The organism is Streptomyces sp. NPDC048514, assembly GCF_043199955.1.
GTDB lineage: Bacteria > Actinomycetota > Actinomycetes > Streptomycetales > Streptomycetaceae > Streptomyces.
In genome coordinates this window covers 156,131-169,965 of record NZ_JBICWT010000010.1, presented here as the reverse complement: position 1 = coordinate 169,965, position 13,835 = coordinate 156,131, and the positions used below count along the sequence as shown (strand labels likewise).

Here is a 13,835-nt window from a genome sequence, read left to right as displayed (position 1 = left end):
CACCAGCACCAGCACCAGCACCAGCACCAGCACCAGGAAGATCGCCTCAGCTTGACGGCGGCGGACCGTTGCCCGGGCTACCGCTCGGCGGCACCGCGTACGAGCAGCAGGAGGGCGTCGACCAGGTCGTCCACCGGGCTGCCCGTGGCCAGCCGCCTGAGCTGCATGCCCATCACCAGGGCGACCGTGGTGGCGGCCAGGCGCTCCGCGTCCGGGACGCCCAGCGCGCTGAGGATCTGCGTGGCGAGGAGGTCGTAGGCCCGGAACGCCTCGGCCGCCGACTCCCGCAGCCGCTCGTCGCGCCCGGCGTGGAGATACAGCTCGAACGGGGCGAGACGGGCACTGTCGAGTGCCGCTCCGCAGGCGACCTGCCCGGCCAGGGACGCCGCGTCCTCGATGTCGATGCCGTCGGTGCGGCACTGGTCGGCCAGCTCGGTGAAGTACCGGGCCTCCTCGCGGACGAAGTACAGCAGGCTCTCGCGCAGCAGATCGTGCTGGGTCTCGAAGTGGTAGGTGACGGAGCCGAGTGACACCCCGGCCTCCTTGGCGATCCGCCGGTTGGTGACCGCGGCGACCCCGTCCTCGCCGATGATCCGCAGGACGGCTGTGATGATGCGCTGGCGCATCGGTGCGGGGGCGGGGGCGTTCGGCATGTCCGTCATTGTTCCACCAGTGCTCTCTCGCGGTGGATGCGGCCGGGGTCCTTACCCGCCACCGCTCCTGTCCGCCGGCGGCCGTGGTGGACAGGGCCGCCCCGGCCTCCCTATTGTTCGTTCGAACGAACGGGACTGGAGGATGGCCGTGCACATAGCTGGGGCAACTGTTCTGCTCACCGGGGTCACCGGCGGCATCGGCAGCGAACTCGCCGCCGAACTGTCCGCTCGAGGTGCTCGCCTCGTACTCACCGGACGGCGGCAGGAGGCGCTGGAACCCGTCGCCGACCGTTACGGCGCTCGCACGATCCTGGCCGATCTCGCCGACCCCGAGGACGTGCGGCGTCTCGCCGAGGAGGCGGCCGGCACGGAGATACTGATCGCCAACGCGGCCCTGCCCTCCAGCGGCGACGTGCTCGACTACACCCCGGCCCAGATCGATCGGGCGCTGGCGGTGAACCTGCGGGCGCCCGCGATGCTCGCGCGGTTGCTCGCACCGGGCATGGTGGCCGCCGGGCGCGGGCACATCTGTTTCGTCGGGTCGCTGTCAGGGATGGCGGCCACCAAGTCGTCGTCCCTGTACAACGCGTCGAAGTTCGGGCTGCGCGGCTTCTCGCTGGCCTTCCGCCAGGATCTGCACGGCACGGGTGTCGGCGTCTCGATCGTCCAGCCGGGCTTCGTACGTGACTTGGGCATGTTCGCGAAGACGGGCTCGCGGACGCCCGGCGGGGTCCGGACCGTTTCGCCGCAGCAGGTCGTCAAGGGCGTGACCCGGGCCGTCGAACGCGATGTGGCCGAGATCAACGTCGCTCCGATCGAGTTGCGGTTCCTCACCAAGATCGCGTCCCAGTTCCCGGGTTTCGCGGAGCGGGTGCAGCGGCTGGCCGGGGCGGAGTCGACCGTGAACGCGATCGTCGCGGCCCAGCGGTCGGCCCGCTGACGAACGCCGACGCCGGCGCCTGCACCGGGGCCTGCTCTCACGTCGCCGGTGCCGACGCGAACGCCGACGCCGACGCCCACGAGCAGCGTGTCCCACGGGTGTCCCACGGGCGGGTGGGGTCAGCGCCTCGTGGTTGTCAATTATCGTGCCGGCACGCATCGTTGGCGTATGGCGACGACGATGGCGAGCTGGCGGCGCGGGGACGTCGTCCTCGGCCTCTACGAAGTGCTCGACGTCCTCGACGGGGGCGGTATGGGCCTGGTGTACCGCGTCCGGCACCGCGGCTGGCACACGGACCTCGCCGTCAAGGTGTCGCGTCCCGAGCTGATGGCCACGGCGGCCGGGCGCAGCGCCTTCGAGACCGAGGCGGGTACCTGGGTCGGCCTCGCCCCGCACCCGCATGTCGTCGGCTGCGCCTACGTCCGCCGGGTCCAGGACCTGCCGTGCGTGTTCGCGGAGTGGGTCGAGGGCGGCTCCCTCGCCGAACTCGTGAGCGACGGGCGGCTGTACGAGGAGCCGGGGCCCGACGTGGGCGGCGTGATCGCGCGGATCCTGGATCTGGCCGTGCAGATCGCCTGGGGAATCGACCACGCGCACCGCCAGGGTGTGATCCACCAGGACGTCAAGCCGGCCAACGTCATGGTCGACACCGGCGCCGACTGGGTCGCGAAGGTCACCGACTTCGGTCTCGCGGGCGCCCGTGCCGCGGCCGGCGAGCGCTCCGTCGTGCCGCCCGGGAACAGCCTGCTGGCCGGTTTCGGCGGGATGACCCCGGCGTACTGCTCGCCGGAGCAGGCCGAGGCCGTGTACGACCCGACGGTCTCGCTCAGCCGCGCCACCGACGTCTGGTCCTGGGCCCTGTGCGTGCTGGAGATGTTCGTCGGGTCTCCGCCGTGCCGGCACGGGCAGTCGGCACCGGAGGTGTTCGCGAACTTCCTGGAGTACGGGCGCCCGGCTCCCGGGGCGCCTTTGCTGCCCCCGGCCCTCGTCGAGCTGCTGTGGTGGTGTTTCGAGGTCGATCCGGCCCGGCGCCCGCACCGCCTCGACGAGCCGGCCGACGCCGTGCTGCGGCTCTACGAGGAGACCGTGGGCGTGCCCTACCCGCGAGCGGCGCCGCAGGAGGCGCGACTGCTCGCCGACGGTCTGTCGAACCAGGCCCTCTCGCTCCTCGACCTCGGCCGGACGGACGAGGCCGAGGAGCTGTGGCGCACGGCCAAGGACGTGGACCCGCATCACCTGCCCACGGTCTACAACTGGGCCCTGTACCGCTGGCGGCGTGGCTCGCTCTCGGACCAGGACGTCGTCTCCGACCTGTGTACGACGCGTGCCTTGCACGACGAGCCCGCGCGGGTGGACGGGCTGCTCGGCCTGGTGCACCTCGAACGGGGCGCCGACGAGACGGCCCGCGCCCTGCTCGCGGATGCCCCCGATCTTCCCGAAGTTGCCGCCGGGCGGGCGGAGTTGGCGCGGCGCGAACTCTTGCGGCCGGGCGCGCGGCTCCCCGCCCACGCGGGTTCGGTGCGCGCCGCCGCTGTGAGTGCCGACGGCTCGGTGGCGGTGACCGGCGGCGAGGAGGGCCGCCTGCGGGTGTGGGAGCCGGCCGAGCACCGCTGCCGGTATGTGCTGCCGCCCGAACCGAGCGACGACCCGCGGGAGGCGGACGCCGGCCCCACCCCCACGCTCGCCCCGGTCACCGACCCCGCACCCGCCCCGGTCACCGCGCTCGCGCTCGCTCCCGACGGGCGCACCGCGCTGGTCGGGCGCAGTTCGGGACCGGCCGAACTGTGGGACGTGTCGGCCGGCACGCGGCTGGGCGTGCTAGGCAGCCGCCGTTCGGCGGTCTCCGCCGGCACCGCGGTCACCGCGGTCACCGCGGTCGCGCTGAACGGCTCCGGCGGTGCCGTGGTCGCCTACGCGGGCGGGCCGATCGAGGTCTGGGACACCGGGCCCGGGCCGACCGGGCAAGGCCTGCGGACCGGGCAGGCCCCGCAGACCGGACCGGGCGTGCAGAGCGCGCGGAGCGCTCCGGCCGGGCAGGGGGAAGGCGGTGGGCACGGCCGGCTGCCGAGGTGTGAACTCGAGCACCCGCCGTCGACGTTCCGGCGGCTCGATCCCGGCACCGGCCGGATCCTGCCCGAGATCCACAGCGAGCCATCGGTCGTGTCGGCCGTCGCGCTCTCCGCGGACGGACGGATCGCGGTGTCGGCGTCCGACGCGGAGGGCAGCGTGGTGGCCTGGGAGGTCGCCACCGGCCGGCCCGTGTCCCGGATCGTCAAGTCGGCGGACCTGCACCACACCGGGTTCGATCTGATCGCCCTGAGCGCCGACGGATCCCACGCGCTCCTGAGCGGCCGGCACAAGGCCATGGTGCAGATCTGGGAGCCGCGGACCGACCGGGTCCGTGACACCGTGCCCAACACGCTCGGCGCCTACCGCCGGGTGGCTCTGAACGGCGATGCCACCGTGGCCGTGTCGTCCTCGACCTCGGACGCCGGCCAGCCCGTGCGCGTGTGGGAGACACGCACCGGCCGCTGCGTCCGCTCCATCGAGCCCGAGTTCGAGAGCGGCCCCGAAGGCCTCCCGACCCCGCGGGCACGCCTGGACTGCGCGGCCCTCAGCGGTGACGGCCGGGTCCTCGTCCTGGGCGACACGTGGGGCGGTGTCCACTTCCATCACCTGGCCCCGGGCGGCTACCGGGCCCCCTGGAGCTATGCGCGTCCGCGGAGCGCGGTCGCCCTCACGGACGACGAGGCGCGGGTCGACGCCATGGTCGACCGCGCCGCCGCACTGGCCGAACAGGGACGGATGCGGGCCGCCTGCGAGCAGTTACGGGCCGCGCGCGCCGTGCCCGGTTTCGAACGCCACCCCGAACTGCGCGAGGCATGGGCCCACTTCGGCCGCCTTGCGGGCCGGCGCACCGATTTGCTGGGCATCTGGCAGCGGTACGACCTCCACGGGCCTTTGGTCCTCACACCGGAGGTGAGCCTCGGGCTGAGCCTGGACGCGGACCTCGCCGTGACCGGTGGGGCCGACGGGCACGTCCGGGTGTGGGACCTGCAGACCGGGGAGAACGTGCACACGTTCGCGGAAAAGGTGGCGAACACCCACACCGTGCTCATCCCGGAGGACTGCCGGTTCGCCGTCACGGCCGACTGGGGCGGGTCCGCGCACGTGTGGGACTTCGAGAGCGGCACGAGAAGCACCCGGTTGTACGGGGACCAGGGGCACGTGCGGGTGGTCGCCCTCGACCGGCAGGGCCGGCACGCGCTCGTCGGTGACCATGGTGGGGCGCTGTGCTTGTGGGAGTTGCGCTCCGGGCGCGACGGGACGGTCGCGCCCTGGCTGGTCCGCACCATGCTGGGACACGAAGGTCCGGTCGGGGTCGTCGAGTTGAGCCACGACGGGCGGTTCGCCGCGTCGGCCGGGTACGAGGACCGCACCGGACGCCTGTGGGCGACCGGCACCGGCGTCCCGGTGCTCGCGTTCCCCGCCGAGGGGTTCTTCGCCAAGCTGCGGTTCGCCCCGGACGACAGCCGGTTGTACGTCACCTCCTCCGAGGGGGTGACGGCATGGGACGTACGGACCCGGCGACGCCTCTACCAGCGCCAGGGCGGGGTCGACGCCCTGGCGCTCAGCGCGGACGGGCGCGTCGCCGCCAGTCCCGCGGGGACGACGGTCGAGGTGTGGGAGACCGGCTCGGGCCGCACGGTGTGCGCACTGCCCGTCTTCTCCTCGACGTTCGACGTGAGTCCGGACGGACACCAAGTGGTCACCGCCGACCGTGACCGGAATCTGCAGCTGTGGGACGGGCGGACGGGCCGGTGCGTCCACACCCTCGAGGGCCACCCCGAGCCCGTCACCCTGGTCACCTTCACCGCCGACGGCCGTAACCTCGTCTCCGCCGATCTCCGGCCGGGCATTCGCCTGTGGGAGCTGGACTACGACTACGACTTCACCGGCGCCGACTCGGCGGGCCACGCCCTCGACGCACGGGACGACGAGGAGGGCGGATGACAGCGCGGGTGACCGTGTCCGTGCACACCGGCACCGGGGTCGGCGAGTACGGGTTCAGCACGCCGGAGACGTGTGAGGTGGGACGGTCGGCCGAGTGCCGCATCCGTATCCCAGACGACCACCGGGCGGTATCCAGGCGGCACTGCCGGCTGGACGTCGATCCGCCGCTGCTGCGGGTCCGCGACCTGGGCAGCAGCTACGGTACCCACGTCAACGGCGAGCGCCTGGGCCCCCTGGTCGAGCGGCCGTTGACCGACGGCGATGAGGTCCGCATCGGAGACGTACGGCTGCTGATCACGGTCACCGGGCCGCCGGGGGCCGCCGCGGCGCGGCCCGCGACGTCCGCCCCGCTGCCGCCCGTGCGGATCCCCGGCTACGAACTCGTCCGGGAGCTGGGCCGCGGCTCGCAGGGGGTCGTCCACCTGGCCCGGCAGGCGTCGTCCGGTGACCTCGTCGCGCTGAAGCAGGTGCGGGCACCCCAACCGGTCGGCGACAGCGCGCGTTTCGCGTTCCGCCGCGAGCTGATGAGCATTCGCGCGCTGCGCCATCCCCACATCCTCGCCCTCCGGGCCGACGGCGAGGAACGGAACGCCTTCTACTTCGCCACGGAGTACTGCCCTGACGGCAGCCTGGAACGACTGGGCACCCGTCACGACGGTGCGGTGCCCGTGGAGCGGGCGCTGGCGGTCGTCCGGCAGGTGCTCGCCGCCCTGTCCTACGCCCACCATGCCGAACTGCCCTCCCCGAGCCAGTCGGACGCCGACGTCACGATGGCGCGCGGCCTGGTGCACCGGGACGTCAAGCCGGCGAACATCCTGTGCGCCGGGACGGCCGCCGACGGTCATCCCCTGGTCCGCCTCGCGGACTTCGGTCTGGCCAAGGCGTTCGAGCGCGCGGGCCTGTCCGGGCACACCAGGACCGGCGCGATGGGCGGGACGATTCCGTTCATGCCGCGTGCCCAGCTGATCGACTACAAGTACGCGGGGCCCGAGGTCGACGTCTGGGCCACGGCGGCCTGCCTGTACTGGATGCTCACCGGTGCCACACCCCGCGACTTCCCGCCCGGCCGGGATCCGGTCGCCGTCGCCCTTCGCGATCCGGTCGTCCCGGTCCGGGAGCGCGCCGCGTCGGTGCCGCGGCGCCTGGCGGAGGCGATCGACGAGGCACTGGTCGACACCCCGGGCATCCGGGTGCGCACGGCGTCCGCACTGGCCGAGTCCCTGGAACGAACCAGGTGACGTCGTACCGACTCGCCGTCCCACCGTCTTGTCGTCTTGTCGTCATGTCGTCGTGACGACGTGCCGGCACGACGACGTGACGGTCCGCCGTGCCGGGGCCGCCGTGCTTCAGCCGCCGGCATCCCGGATACGGGCTCCACCGGTGTTCATGGTGAACCCCGTGCGCCCCAGTCTCTCGAACCACTTCTCGTACGTGGCGGCGCGCAGGGCCGCGTCGTGCACCGCCCGCTGCTCGGCCGAGAATCCGCTCCGGTCGATGTCGAGCGTGGGGAGGACGGGTACGACCCGGTCGGGCGCCGAGGAGCGCGCCCGTTCGGCCTCGTAGGCGGGGTTGTCGGGGTAGCTCAGCGACAGCGTCAGGGGCGGTTCGCCGCCGAACCGGGCGGCGACGGCTCGCAGGGAGTGCGAGAGCATTTCGAGCGCCCTCAGGACCAACCCGGTCAGGTCCCATTCGCCGGGGGGCGCCACGTACACCGGTGGCGCGGCCTCCGGCACGACGTAGCGCACCAGCACACCGCTGTGCGGGAACCGCAGCAGCAGCGCGGGCCAGGGACCGCCCGCCTCGACCAGGAACCCGGGGCGTTCCGGGCTGTGGTACAGGTGCAGCTTGACCCAGTCGACCATCTCCATCGCCTCGGACGGCAGGTTCTCCTGGCTGTACGGCCCCCGGCTGCGCCGCCGCAGCGCGGTCTCGTCCATCATGGCCACGATGCGGGCGCTGTCGGCGTCGATCTCCAGCAGCAGCAGGTGGACCGCCAGCTCCGTCATGACGTTCCGGGCCGCGTCGATCCGCTGCGACACCGGCACTCCGCCGCCGTCCGCCGGGCCCCGGCCGAACCCGCTCACTCCGCGAGGGCGACGTAGAGCGGGCTGCCCAGGAGGACCGCCCGGTCCTGACCGGGATACAACTCGGGGTAGGGGTGCGGACCGTGCAGCATCCTCTTCGCCACGAACTCCACCAGCTGTACCGGGCCGCGCAGTGCGGAGTTGGCCTGTACGACGGCGCCCAGCGCGTCGGGTCCGGGATCGTCGTCGCCCGATGCCAGGGTGGCCAGCTGGGTCAGGAGGGCCGGCATCAGGGAGGCGCTCATCCGGTGTCCGGCGGGCGTCTCCCCGTGGGTCGTGCTCAGGACGTGCGTCGTCGAGCCCCCGAGGCCGACGATGGTCCGCTCGCTGTGCCCGCCGAAGTAGACGGCGTTCCCGTCCCCGATGGGGCCCCACTGCATGGGGAGCACCCCGTGCACGTACTGGCCGGGCTCGTCCACGTCCGCCAGGTCGCCGTGGTCCGACAGATGGTCCAGGACGCGCTCCAGCCGGGCGAACCGGTCCGGGCCCGCGCTCTCGACGCTGTGTCTGGCGCCGGCCATCTTCAGGCCGAGACTCAGCTCCGTGACGCGTTTGCGCGCCCACTTCGGGTCGATCTGTGACAGCAGCATGTCGACCTTGACATCGCTGACGTACAGGTAATAGCGGAAGGACACGTCCGCCCCTCTCCCCCGCGCCGACGTACTGATGCTACCCGCCCCGGCCTTCGCGCAGGGCGGGTGAGCGTCACCGAATCAGGCGCTGGCGCGGTCGGTCACGTGGTGCGTCCCGGCTCCGAGAGGGCCTTGCCGTAGACCGTCGCACTGCGCTGGACCGTCATGCCGATCCGCTCGTAGAGCGACAGCGCGCCGGTGTCCGTGTGCGTCCACAGTGTGCAGGTGCCCCTGCCCTGGTGGTGGAAGGTGCGGAACGCCTCCCGCAGCAGCGTGCGGGCGATCCCCCGGTTGCGGTGGTCGCGTCGGACGGCGACCCGCTCGACGTGCCCCTCGTCGCTGCCGGGGTCGTGCGAGGACAGCACCAAACCGACCATCTGGCCGCCGGCGAAGGCCAGGGGTGAGGCGGCCGGTTCGAACGTGGCCCGCTCGACCGTGAGGCGGGCCCACTCGGCGTAGGGTTTGCGCCGCGGCTGCCACTCGTCGAAGGCGTCCTCGGTCACCTCGTACGCCGCCTCCTCGTCGCCGGGGCGGAAGGTCCGTACGGTGACACCCGCCGGCGGCTCGGGCACCTCCCGTTCCGCGGGCAGCGCGATGGTCAGGAGCCACTCGGTGACGAGCGGGAAGTAGCCACGGGACCGCAGGAGCGCGGTCGCCGGACGGTCGCTGTCGGGGATCGACTGGGACAACCGGTCGGCCCCCAGTAGCCCCGCCCGTGTCTCGGCCCAGTCGAGGAGCGAACGGCCGAGCCCGCGCCCCAGGTGACCGGGGTGCACGTGGACCCTGGCGCGCCGTCCCCCGACCCAGCCCCAGCCGGCCGTCTCGCCCGCACCGTCGCGCACGAGCACCGAGTCGGACTCCGGTTGCCGGTCCGACAGGCCGAGGTCGGCGGCGACGCGGTCGAAGCCGGTGACCACGCGGCCGAGCAGCTTCCGCTCGCAGTCGCCGACCAAGCGGTGAACCACTCGTGCCTCGGCGGTGGTTGCCGCGCGGCTCCGGTAGCCGGCGGGCAACGGCATGGCGAATTCGGACATGAGGTGAACCCTGCGCCATTCCGTCCGCCGTGTCGACCCGGCCCCGCCGCCGGTCATCGGCAGTCACCGTGCCCAGGAGCCGATCGGCGGCGCGACCGGCCGGCCGGCCGACCACCGCAGCCCGTGGGGCCGGCCGCCGGTCACCGCAATCCCCGCGAGCCGGCCACCGCCGGCCGCCGCGGCCCGTGTGCCGGGACGCGAGTTGTGGAGGGGCCGGCGCGGCGCCGGCGGCGTCGCCTCAGCGGCCGGCGGCCGCTGTCACCTCGGCCGGGTCCTCGCCGGTGAGTTCTGCGATGCGGTGCGGTGCGACGCCCGCGGCCAGTGCTCGCGCGAGCAGTTCGCCGCGGCCGTCCGTGCAGTTCCGGTAGGCGAGCAGCTCGTTCTCGACCGCGGCCAGCGGTTCCGGAACCGTCTGGTGACGCAGTCGGCTCAGCTCCTCGTCGCTCAACGGCACAGGCAGCCGCTCGGCGTCCGCCGGGATGGCCGCGGTGGCCTCCGGGGACACCAGCCGAAGCCGCGGGGACGCCGCCGGCACGCCCTGCGCCTGCAGCCACGCGCGCACCGCGGCGGTCTGCATGCAGCCCAGTTCGCCCACGGCGGTCGGTGGCACGCCCAGCGGCGTGGCCGGGTCCTCCACGAGAAAGAGATACGCGTCGTCGGTCATCAGGGGCTCCTCGTGCCGGTTCGTCCACCCGTCGCGGTTCCGCTTACCCCGTGCGGGTCCGCATACCGCACATGTGGCTCGGCCCGGCTGCCGCGGCCCCGGTGGTTCCGGTGGCCCCGGCGGGGCGTCTGCATATGGCCGAGGTTGGTACGGCGGTGGAACGGGGGAACTGGTAATTCTCTACAGGGACGGCTGACGCCCACGGAGACGAGGGTCATGGCAACCAGCGTGAGTGGAATCAGGGCCGAGACCGCGCCGAAGAGCCTGCAGTTGCCCGGGATAGTGCTGGGGGTGGGCCTGGGCGGTTTCGTCGACGGCATTCTGCTGCACCAGCTCCTGCAGTGGCACCACATGCTCACCAGCACCAACCACGATCGCATCGGAGTGAGGTACTACGATCCGCACACCGTCTCCGGCCTGGAGATGAACACCGTCTGGGACGGCGTCTTCCACACGGTGTGCTGGCTCGCCGTCCTGACCGGTCTGGCGATCCTCTACGCGCGGGTGACTACCGAGCGGCGCCGGGTGTGGACCTCTCGGGTGCTGTGGGGCTGGATCCTGGCCGGCTGGGGCGTCTTCAACCTCGTCGAGGGCCTCCTGGACCACCAGATCCTGGGTATCCACCACGTCCACGGCGGGCCGCACCAGTTGTGGTGGGACATGGCCTTCCTCCTTCTCGGTGCGCTGCTGGTCGCGGGCGGCCGGCTCCTCCAGCGTGGCGGCCGGCCGATCGATCCCACCGCCCCTGACGCCGGGCGAGCAGGACACGTCTCCTGATGCACACGGGCACCCGGCACCCGCACGACACGCACGACATGCACGACATGCTGCATGCGCAGCACATGCAGCACATGCACATGCGGCATTCCGGGGACGGCAGCGCGCTGGAGATCGTGCTGCCGGCCGTGGCCCTGCTGGTCTGCGCCGGCGCCTACCTGGTCCTGGTACACCGCGCACGGCGGCGCAACCCCGTGCGGGCCTGGAGCCTCTGGCGCTGTGTCTGCTTCCTGACGGGACTGTGCCTGCTGGGCGTGGCGCTGCTGCCGCCCCTTGCCCCGTTCGCCCACAGCGACTTCCGCGGGCACATGGCCCAGCACCTGCTCGTCGGGATGTACGCCCCGCTCGCTCTCGTTCTCGGAGCCCCGGTCACCCTGCTGCTGCGTGCGCTTCCCGCGTCCCGGGCCCGCCGTCTGACCCGTGTCCTGCACAGCCGCGCGGCCGGGCTTCCGGCGCAGCCGGTCGTCGCCCTGCTGCTGTCCACGGGGAGTCTCGCGGTCCTCTACTTCACGCCGCTCTACGACTTCGCCATGGCCCACCCGGCCGGACACTGGCTGCTGCACGCGCACTTCCTGCTGTCGGGGTGCCTGTTCGCCCATGCCGTGGCGGGTCCCGATCCCGCCCCGCGCCGCCTCGGCGTACGGGCCCGGCTGATCTGCCTCGGCTGCGCCATCGCCGCGCACTCGGTCATGGCGCAGTTGATGTACGGCGGTTTCTGGGCCGACGTGCACGCTCCCATCCCGGAGGTCCGGGGCGGCGCGGAGATCATGTACTACGGAGGCGACATCGCCGAACTGCTCCTCGCCGCCGCCCTCGTAGCCACCTGGCGGCCCGAGCGCCGCACCCGCCCCACCCCGGCGGCCTCGGCCCCGGCCTCCTGCGATCCGGCAGGCGCCTGATCCGCGGCGACCGGTTGCTCATGCAGGAGAACCGCGGCTTCGACCACTACTTCGGCCGTCTGATGGGCGTCCGCGGCTTCGACGACCGCAGCGGCATCACCCTGAGCGGAGATCACGCGGTCTTCGCCCAGCCGAACGGCGCGGGCCGCCAGTACCCCTGGAAGCTGAGCGCGACCCCCGCCGCCGGCGGCAAGGACGGCGAGACGCTGGCCCAGTGCAGCGGCGACCTGCCCCACTCGTGGTCCTCGCAGCACGCGGCCTGGAACAAGGGCCGTATGGACAACTGGGTCCTGGGCGTGGGCAACGTCCGCTCGCTCGGCTATCTGGACCGCTCCGACATCCCGTTCCACTATGCGCTCGCCGACAACTACACCGTCTGCGACGCCTACTTCTGCTCCACCCTCAGCGCCACCGGCCCCAACCGCACCTATCCGTGGAGCGGCAAGGTCGACGCCGCCAGCTACGACGGCGGCGACGAGTCCGGCCTGACCTGGCAGAACTACGCGGAGGCGCTCCAGGCCGCCGGAGTGACCTGGAAGGTCTACCAGAACGCGGCGGACAACTACGGGGACAACGGCTGTGCCTACTTCGGGAAGTTCGCGAGCGCCAAGTCCGGAGATCCGCTGTACGACCGGGGCATGTCGTCCGTGCCGAAGGTCTCCGGTTCGACACCGGACGACATCGCCGCCGCCATCAAAGCCGACGTCTTCGCGGGCACACTGCCGCAGGTCTCCTGGATCGTCCCCAACCAGGCGTTCTCCGAGCACCCTTACGCCCCGCCCGGCGACGGCGCCCACTCCGTCAGCCTCGTGTACCGGGCCCTCGCCGCCGACCCGGACGTGTTCGACTCGGTCCTCTTCCTCAACTACGACGAGAACGACGGCTTCTTCGACCACGTGCCGCCGCAGGCGCCGCCCGCCGGAACGGCCGGGGAGTTCCTCAACGGGGTGCCGTACGGTTTCGGCTTCCGCGTCCCGATGATCGTCGTCTCGCCCTGGACGCGCGGCGGCTGGGTCTCCTCGGAGGTGTTCGAGCACACGTCGGTACTGCGCTTCCTGGAGACCTGGACGACCGCCCTCGGCAAGCCGGCCCGGTGCCCCAACATCAGCGACTGGCGCCGCAGGGTGAGCGGCGACCTCACATGGTCACGCCGGTTCACCGGACACCTGGAGACGGGCGCCGCCAGCGTCAGCGGCTGACCGCGCCGGGGGCGGACGCGGCTCGGCGCGCCCGGCCCCGGCCGCGGCTCGGCGCGCCCGGGCTCCGGGCCGGCCTCCGGCACGGCGATGACGGCGGTTCGGGCCCGCGGGGGCCCGCTGGGGGGTGCCGCGCCTCGAGCCTTGGTCACCGTCGTTCGGCGGCTACCCGCCGGTCACACACCCTTCCGGCCGTCGGCAACGGCGCTCGCCGCTTCCTGCCGGGTGGCCAGAGCCCAGATGATGAAGACGTCGATCAACATCATGATGATCGACCACAGGGGCGAGTACGGCAGGAAGAGGAACTGCGCGATCAGACTCAGCGAGACGAGGAAGAGTCCGGCGAAGCGGGCCCAGGTCATGTCCTTGAGCAGACCGATACCGGTCACGAGCACCAGGGCACCGATGATGATGTGGATCGTGCCCCAGCCGGTGAGGTTCAGTTTGTAGACGTACGCGCCGATGAGGGTGTACACGTCGTCCTTGGCGACGGCGGCGATCCCCTGCAGGATGGAGAGGATGCCGGTGCACAGCATCAGGACTCCGGCGAACGTGACTCCGCCGGCCGCCCACCCACCACCGTGGGCGGCCGACTGACGCGGCGGCCACGTGCCGTCCGAGGGATCCGGCCCGGTGGGCCTCGCTGCCTGCTGGCTCATGGCTTTTCCTTTCCGCTCTCCCTGGGGCTCCCCGGTTTCCCTGAATCTCCCGGCTCCCGCGGGCCCCTGGTCCGGCGGGCGCCGGAAACACGGGCCCTTCCGAGCCTCCGCGCGGCCACAACCGTCCGCCATGCGGCCTACTCCATTCGAGTGACGGGCCCCGCCGAGGGTCTTCATGACACTCTGTCGCATACTCATTACGCAGAGGAGCGCGTGTTGCCCGGCCCGGTCCGTGCTTCAGCCCTGCCGGATGCCGAACTTCGGCGCGCCGACGGGCTGGGGA

At 72.5% G+C, this 13,835-nt stretch carries 11 protein-coding genes and 1 pseudogene; 6 read left to right on the top strand and 6 right to left on the bottom strand.

The window, feature by feature from the left end:
* Nucleotides 1-77 precede the first annotated feature (77 nt).
* Complete coding sequence (locus tag ACGFT2_RS22995) at nucleotides 78-662, bottom strand: TetR/AcrR family transcriptional regulator (protein WP_393281259.1); 585 nt, start codon at nucleotides 660-662, stop codon at nucleotides 78-80.
* 139 nt (nucleotides 663-801) lie between these two features.
* Between ACGFT2_RS22995 and ACGFT2_RS22990 the strand changes: the two genes are divergently transcribed.
* The 3 genes from ACGFT2_RS22990 to ACGFT2_RS22980 all read left to right on the top strand — a co-directional run bounded on the left by ACGFT2_RS22990 (nucleotide 802) and on the right by ACGFT2_RS22980 (nucleotide 6,845).
* Entirely contained in the window at nucleotides 802-1,593 is a 792-nt protein-coding gene (locus ACGFT2_RS22990) for an SDR family NAD(P)-dependent oxidoreductase (protein ID WP_393281257.1), read from the top strand.
* Nucleotides 1,594-1,761: 168 nt separating this feature from the next.
* Nucleotides 1,762-5,607 (top strand): protein kinase, encoded by a 3,846-nt coding sequence (locus ACGFT2_RS22985; protein ID WP_393281255.1) that lies wholly within the window; start codon nucleotides 1,762-1,764, stop codon nucleotides 5,605-5,607.
* Complete coding sequence (locus ACGFT2_RS22980) at nucleotides 5,604-6,845, top strand: protein kinase (protein ID WP_393281254.1); 1,242 nt, start codon at nucleotides 5,604-5,606, stop codon at nucleotides 6,843-6,845. The genes ACGFT2_RS22985 and ACGFT2_RS22980 overlap by 4 nt, the downstream gene beginning before the upstream one ends.
* 108 nt (nucleotides 6,846-6,953) lie before the next feature.
* Here ACGFT2_RS22980 and ACGFT2_RS22975 read toward each other — a convergent pair whose 3' ends face one another.
* The 4 genes from ACGFT2_RS22975 to ACGFT2_RS22960 form a co-directional block, all read right to left on the bottom strand.
* On the bottom strand, nucleotides 6,954-7,646 hold the full coding sequence (locus ACGFT2_RS22975; protein WP_393281253.1) for a hypothetical protein: 693 nt from the start codon (nucleotides 7,644-7,646) through the stop codon (nucleotides 6,954-6,956).
* Nucleotides 7,647-7,687: 41 nt separating this feature from the next.
* Nucleotides 7,688-8,326 carry a DUF7019 family protein gene (locus tag ACGFT2_RS22970; protein ID WP_393281252.1) on the bottom strand — a complete coding sequence of 213 codons (639 nt, stop codon included), beginning with the start codon at nucleotides 8,324-8,326 and terminating at the stop codon, nucleotides 7,688-7,690.
* A gap of 98 nt (nucleotides 8,327-8,424) precedes the next feature.
* Complete coding sequence (locus ACGFT2_RS22965) at nucleotides 8,425-9,357, bottom strand: GNAT family N-acetyltransferase (RefSeq protein ID WP_393281251.1); 933 nt, start codon at nucleotides 9,355-9,357, stop codon at nucleotides 8,425-8,427.
* 238 nt (nucleotides 9,358-9,595) lie between these two features.
* Complete coding sequence (locus ACGFT2_RS22960; protein WP_393281250.1) at nucleotides 9,596-10,021, bottom strand: DUF6003 family protein; 426 nt, start codon at nucleotides 10,019-10,021, stop codon at nucleotides 9,596-9,598.
* 216 nt (nucleotides 10,022-10,237) lie between these two features.
* Here ACGFT2_RS22960 and ACGFT2_RS22955 point away from each other — a divergent pair, with 216 nt between their 5' ends.
* From ACGFT2_RS22955 to ACGFT2_RS22945, 3 genes and pseudogenes are all read left to right on the top strand, one after another.
* The gene (locus ACGFT2_RS22955) at nucleotides 10,238-10,798 is read left to right on the top strand and encodes a DUF2243 domain-containing protein (protein WP_393281249.1); all 561 of its coding nucleotides are present in this window, start codon (nucleotides 10,238-10,240) and stop codon (nucleotides 10,796-10,798) included.
* Nucleotides 10,799-10,863: 65 nt separating this feature from the next.
* Nucleotides 10,864-11,697 (top strand): cytochrome c oxidase assembly protein, encoded by an 834-nt coding sequence (locus tag ACGFT2_RS22950; protein WP_393281641.1) that lies wholly within the window; start codon nucleotides 10,864-10,866, stop codon nucleotides 11,695-11,697.
* A pseudogene (locus ACGFT2_RS22945) lies at nucleotides 11,622-12,839 on the top strand (alkaline phosphatase family protein); the annotation flags it as partial. The gene ACGFT2_RS22950 and the pseudogene ACGFT2_RS22945, both read left to right, overlap by 76 nt.
* Before the next feature lie 230 nt (nucleotides 12,840-13,069).
* On the opposite strand, the gene ACGFT2_RS22940 reads toward ACGFT2_RS22945, so the two are convergent.
* Entirely contained in the window at nucleotides 13,070-13,552 is a 483-nt protein-coding gene (locus ACGFT2_RS22940; protein ID WP_393281248.1) for a hypothetical protein, read from the bottom strand.
* Between the last annotated feature and the right edge of the window lie 283 nt (nucleotides 13,553-13,835).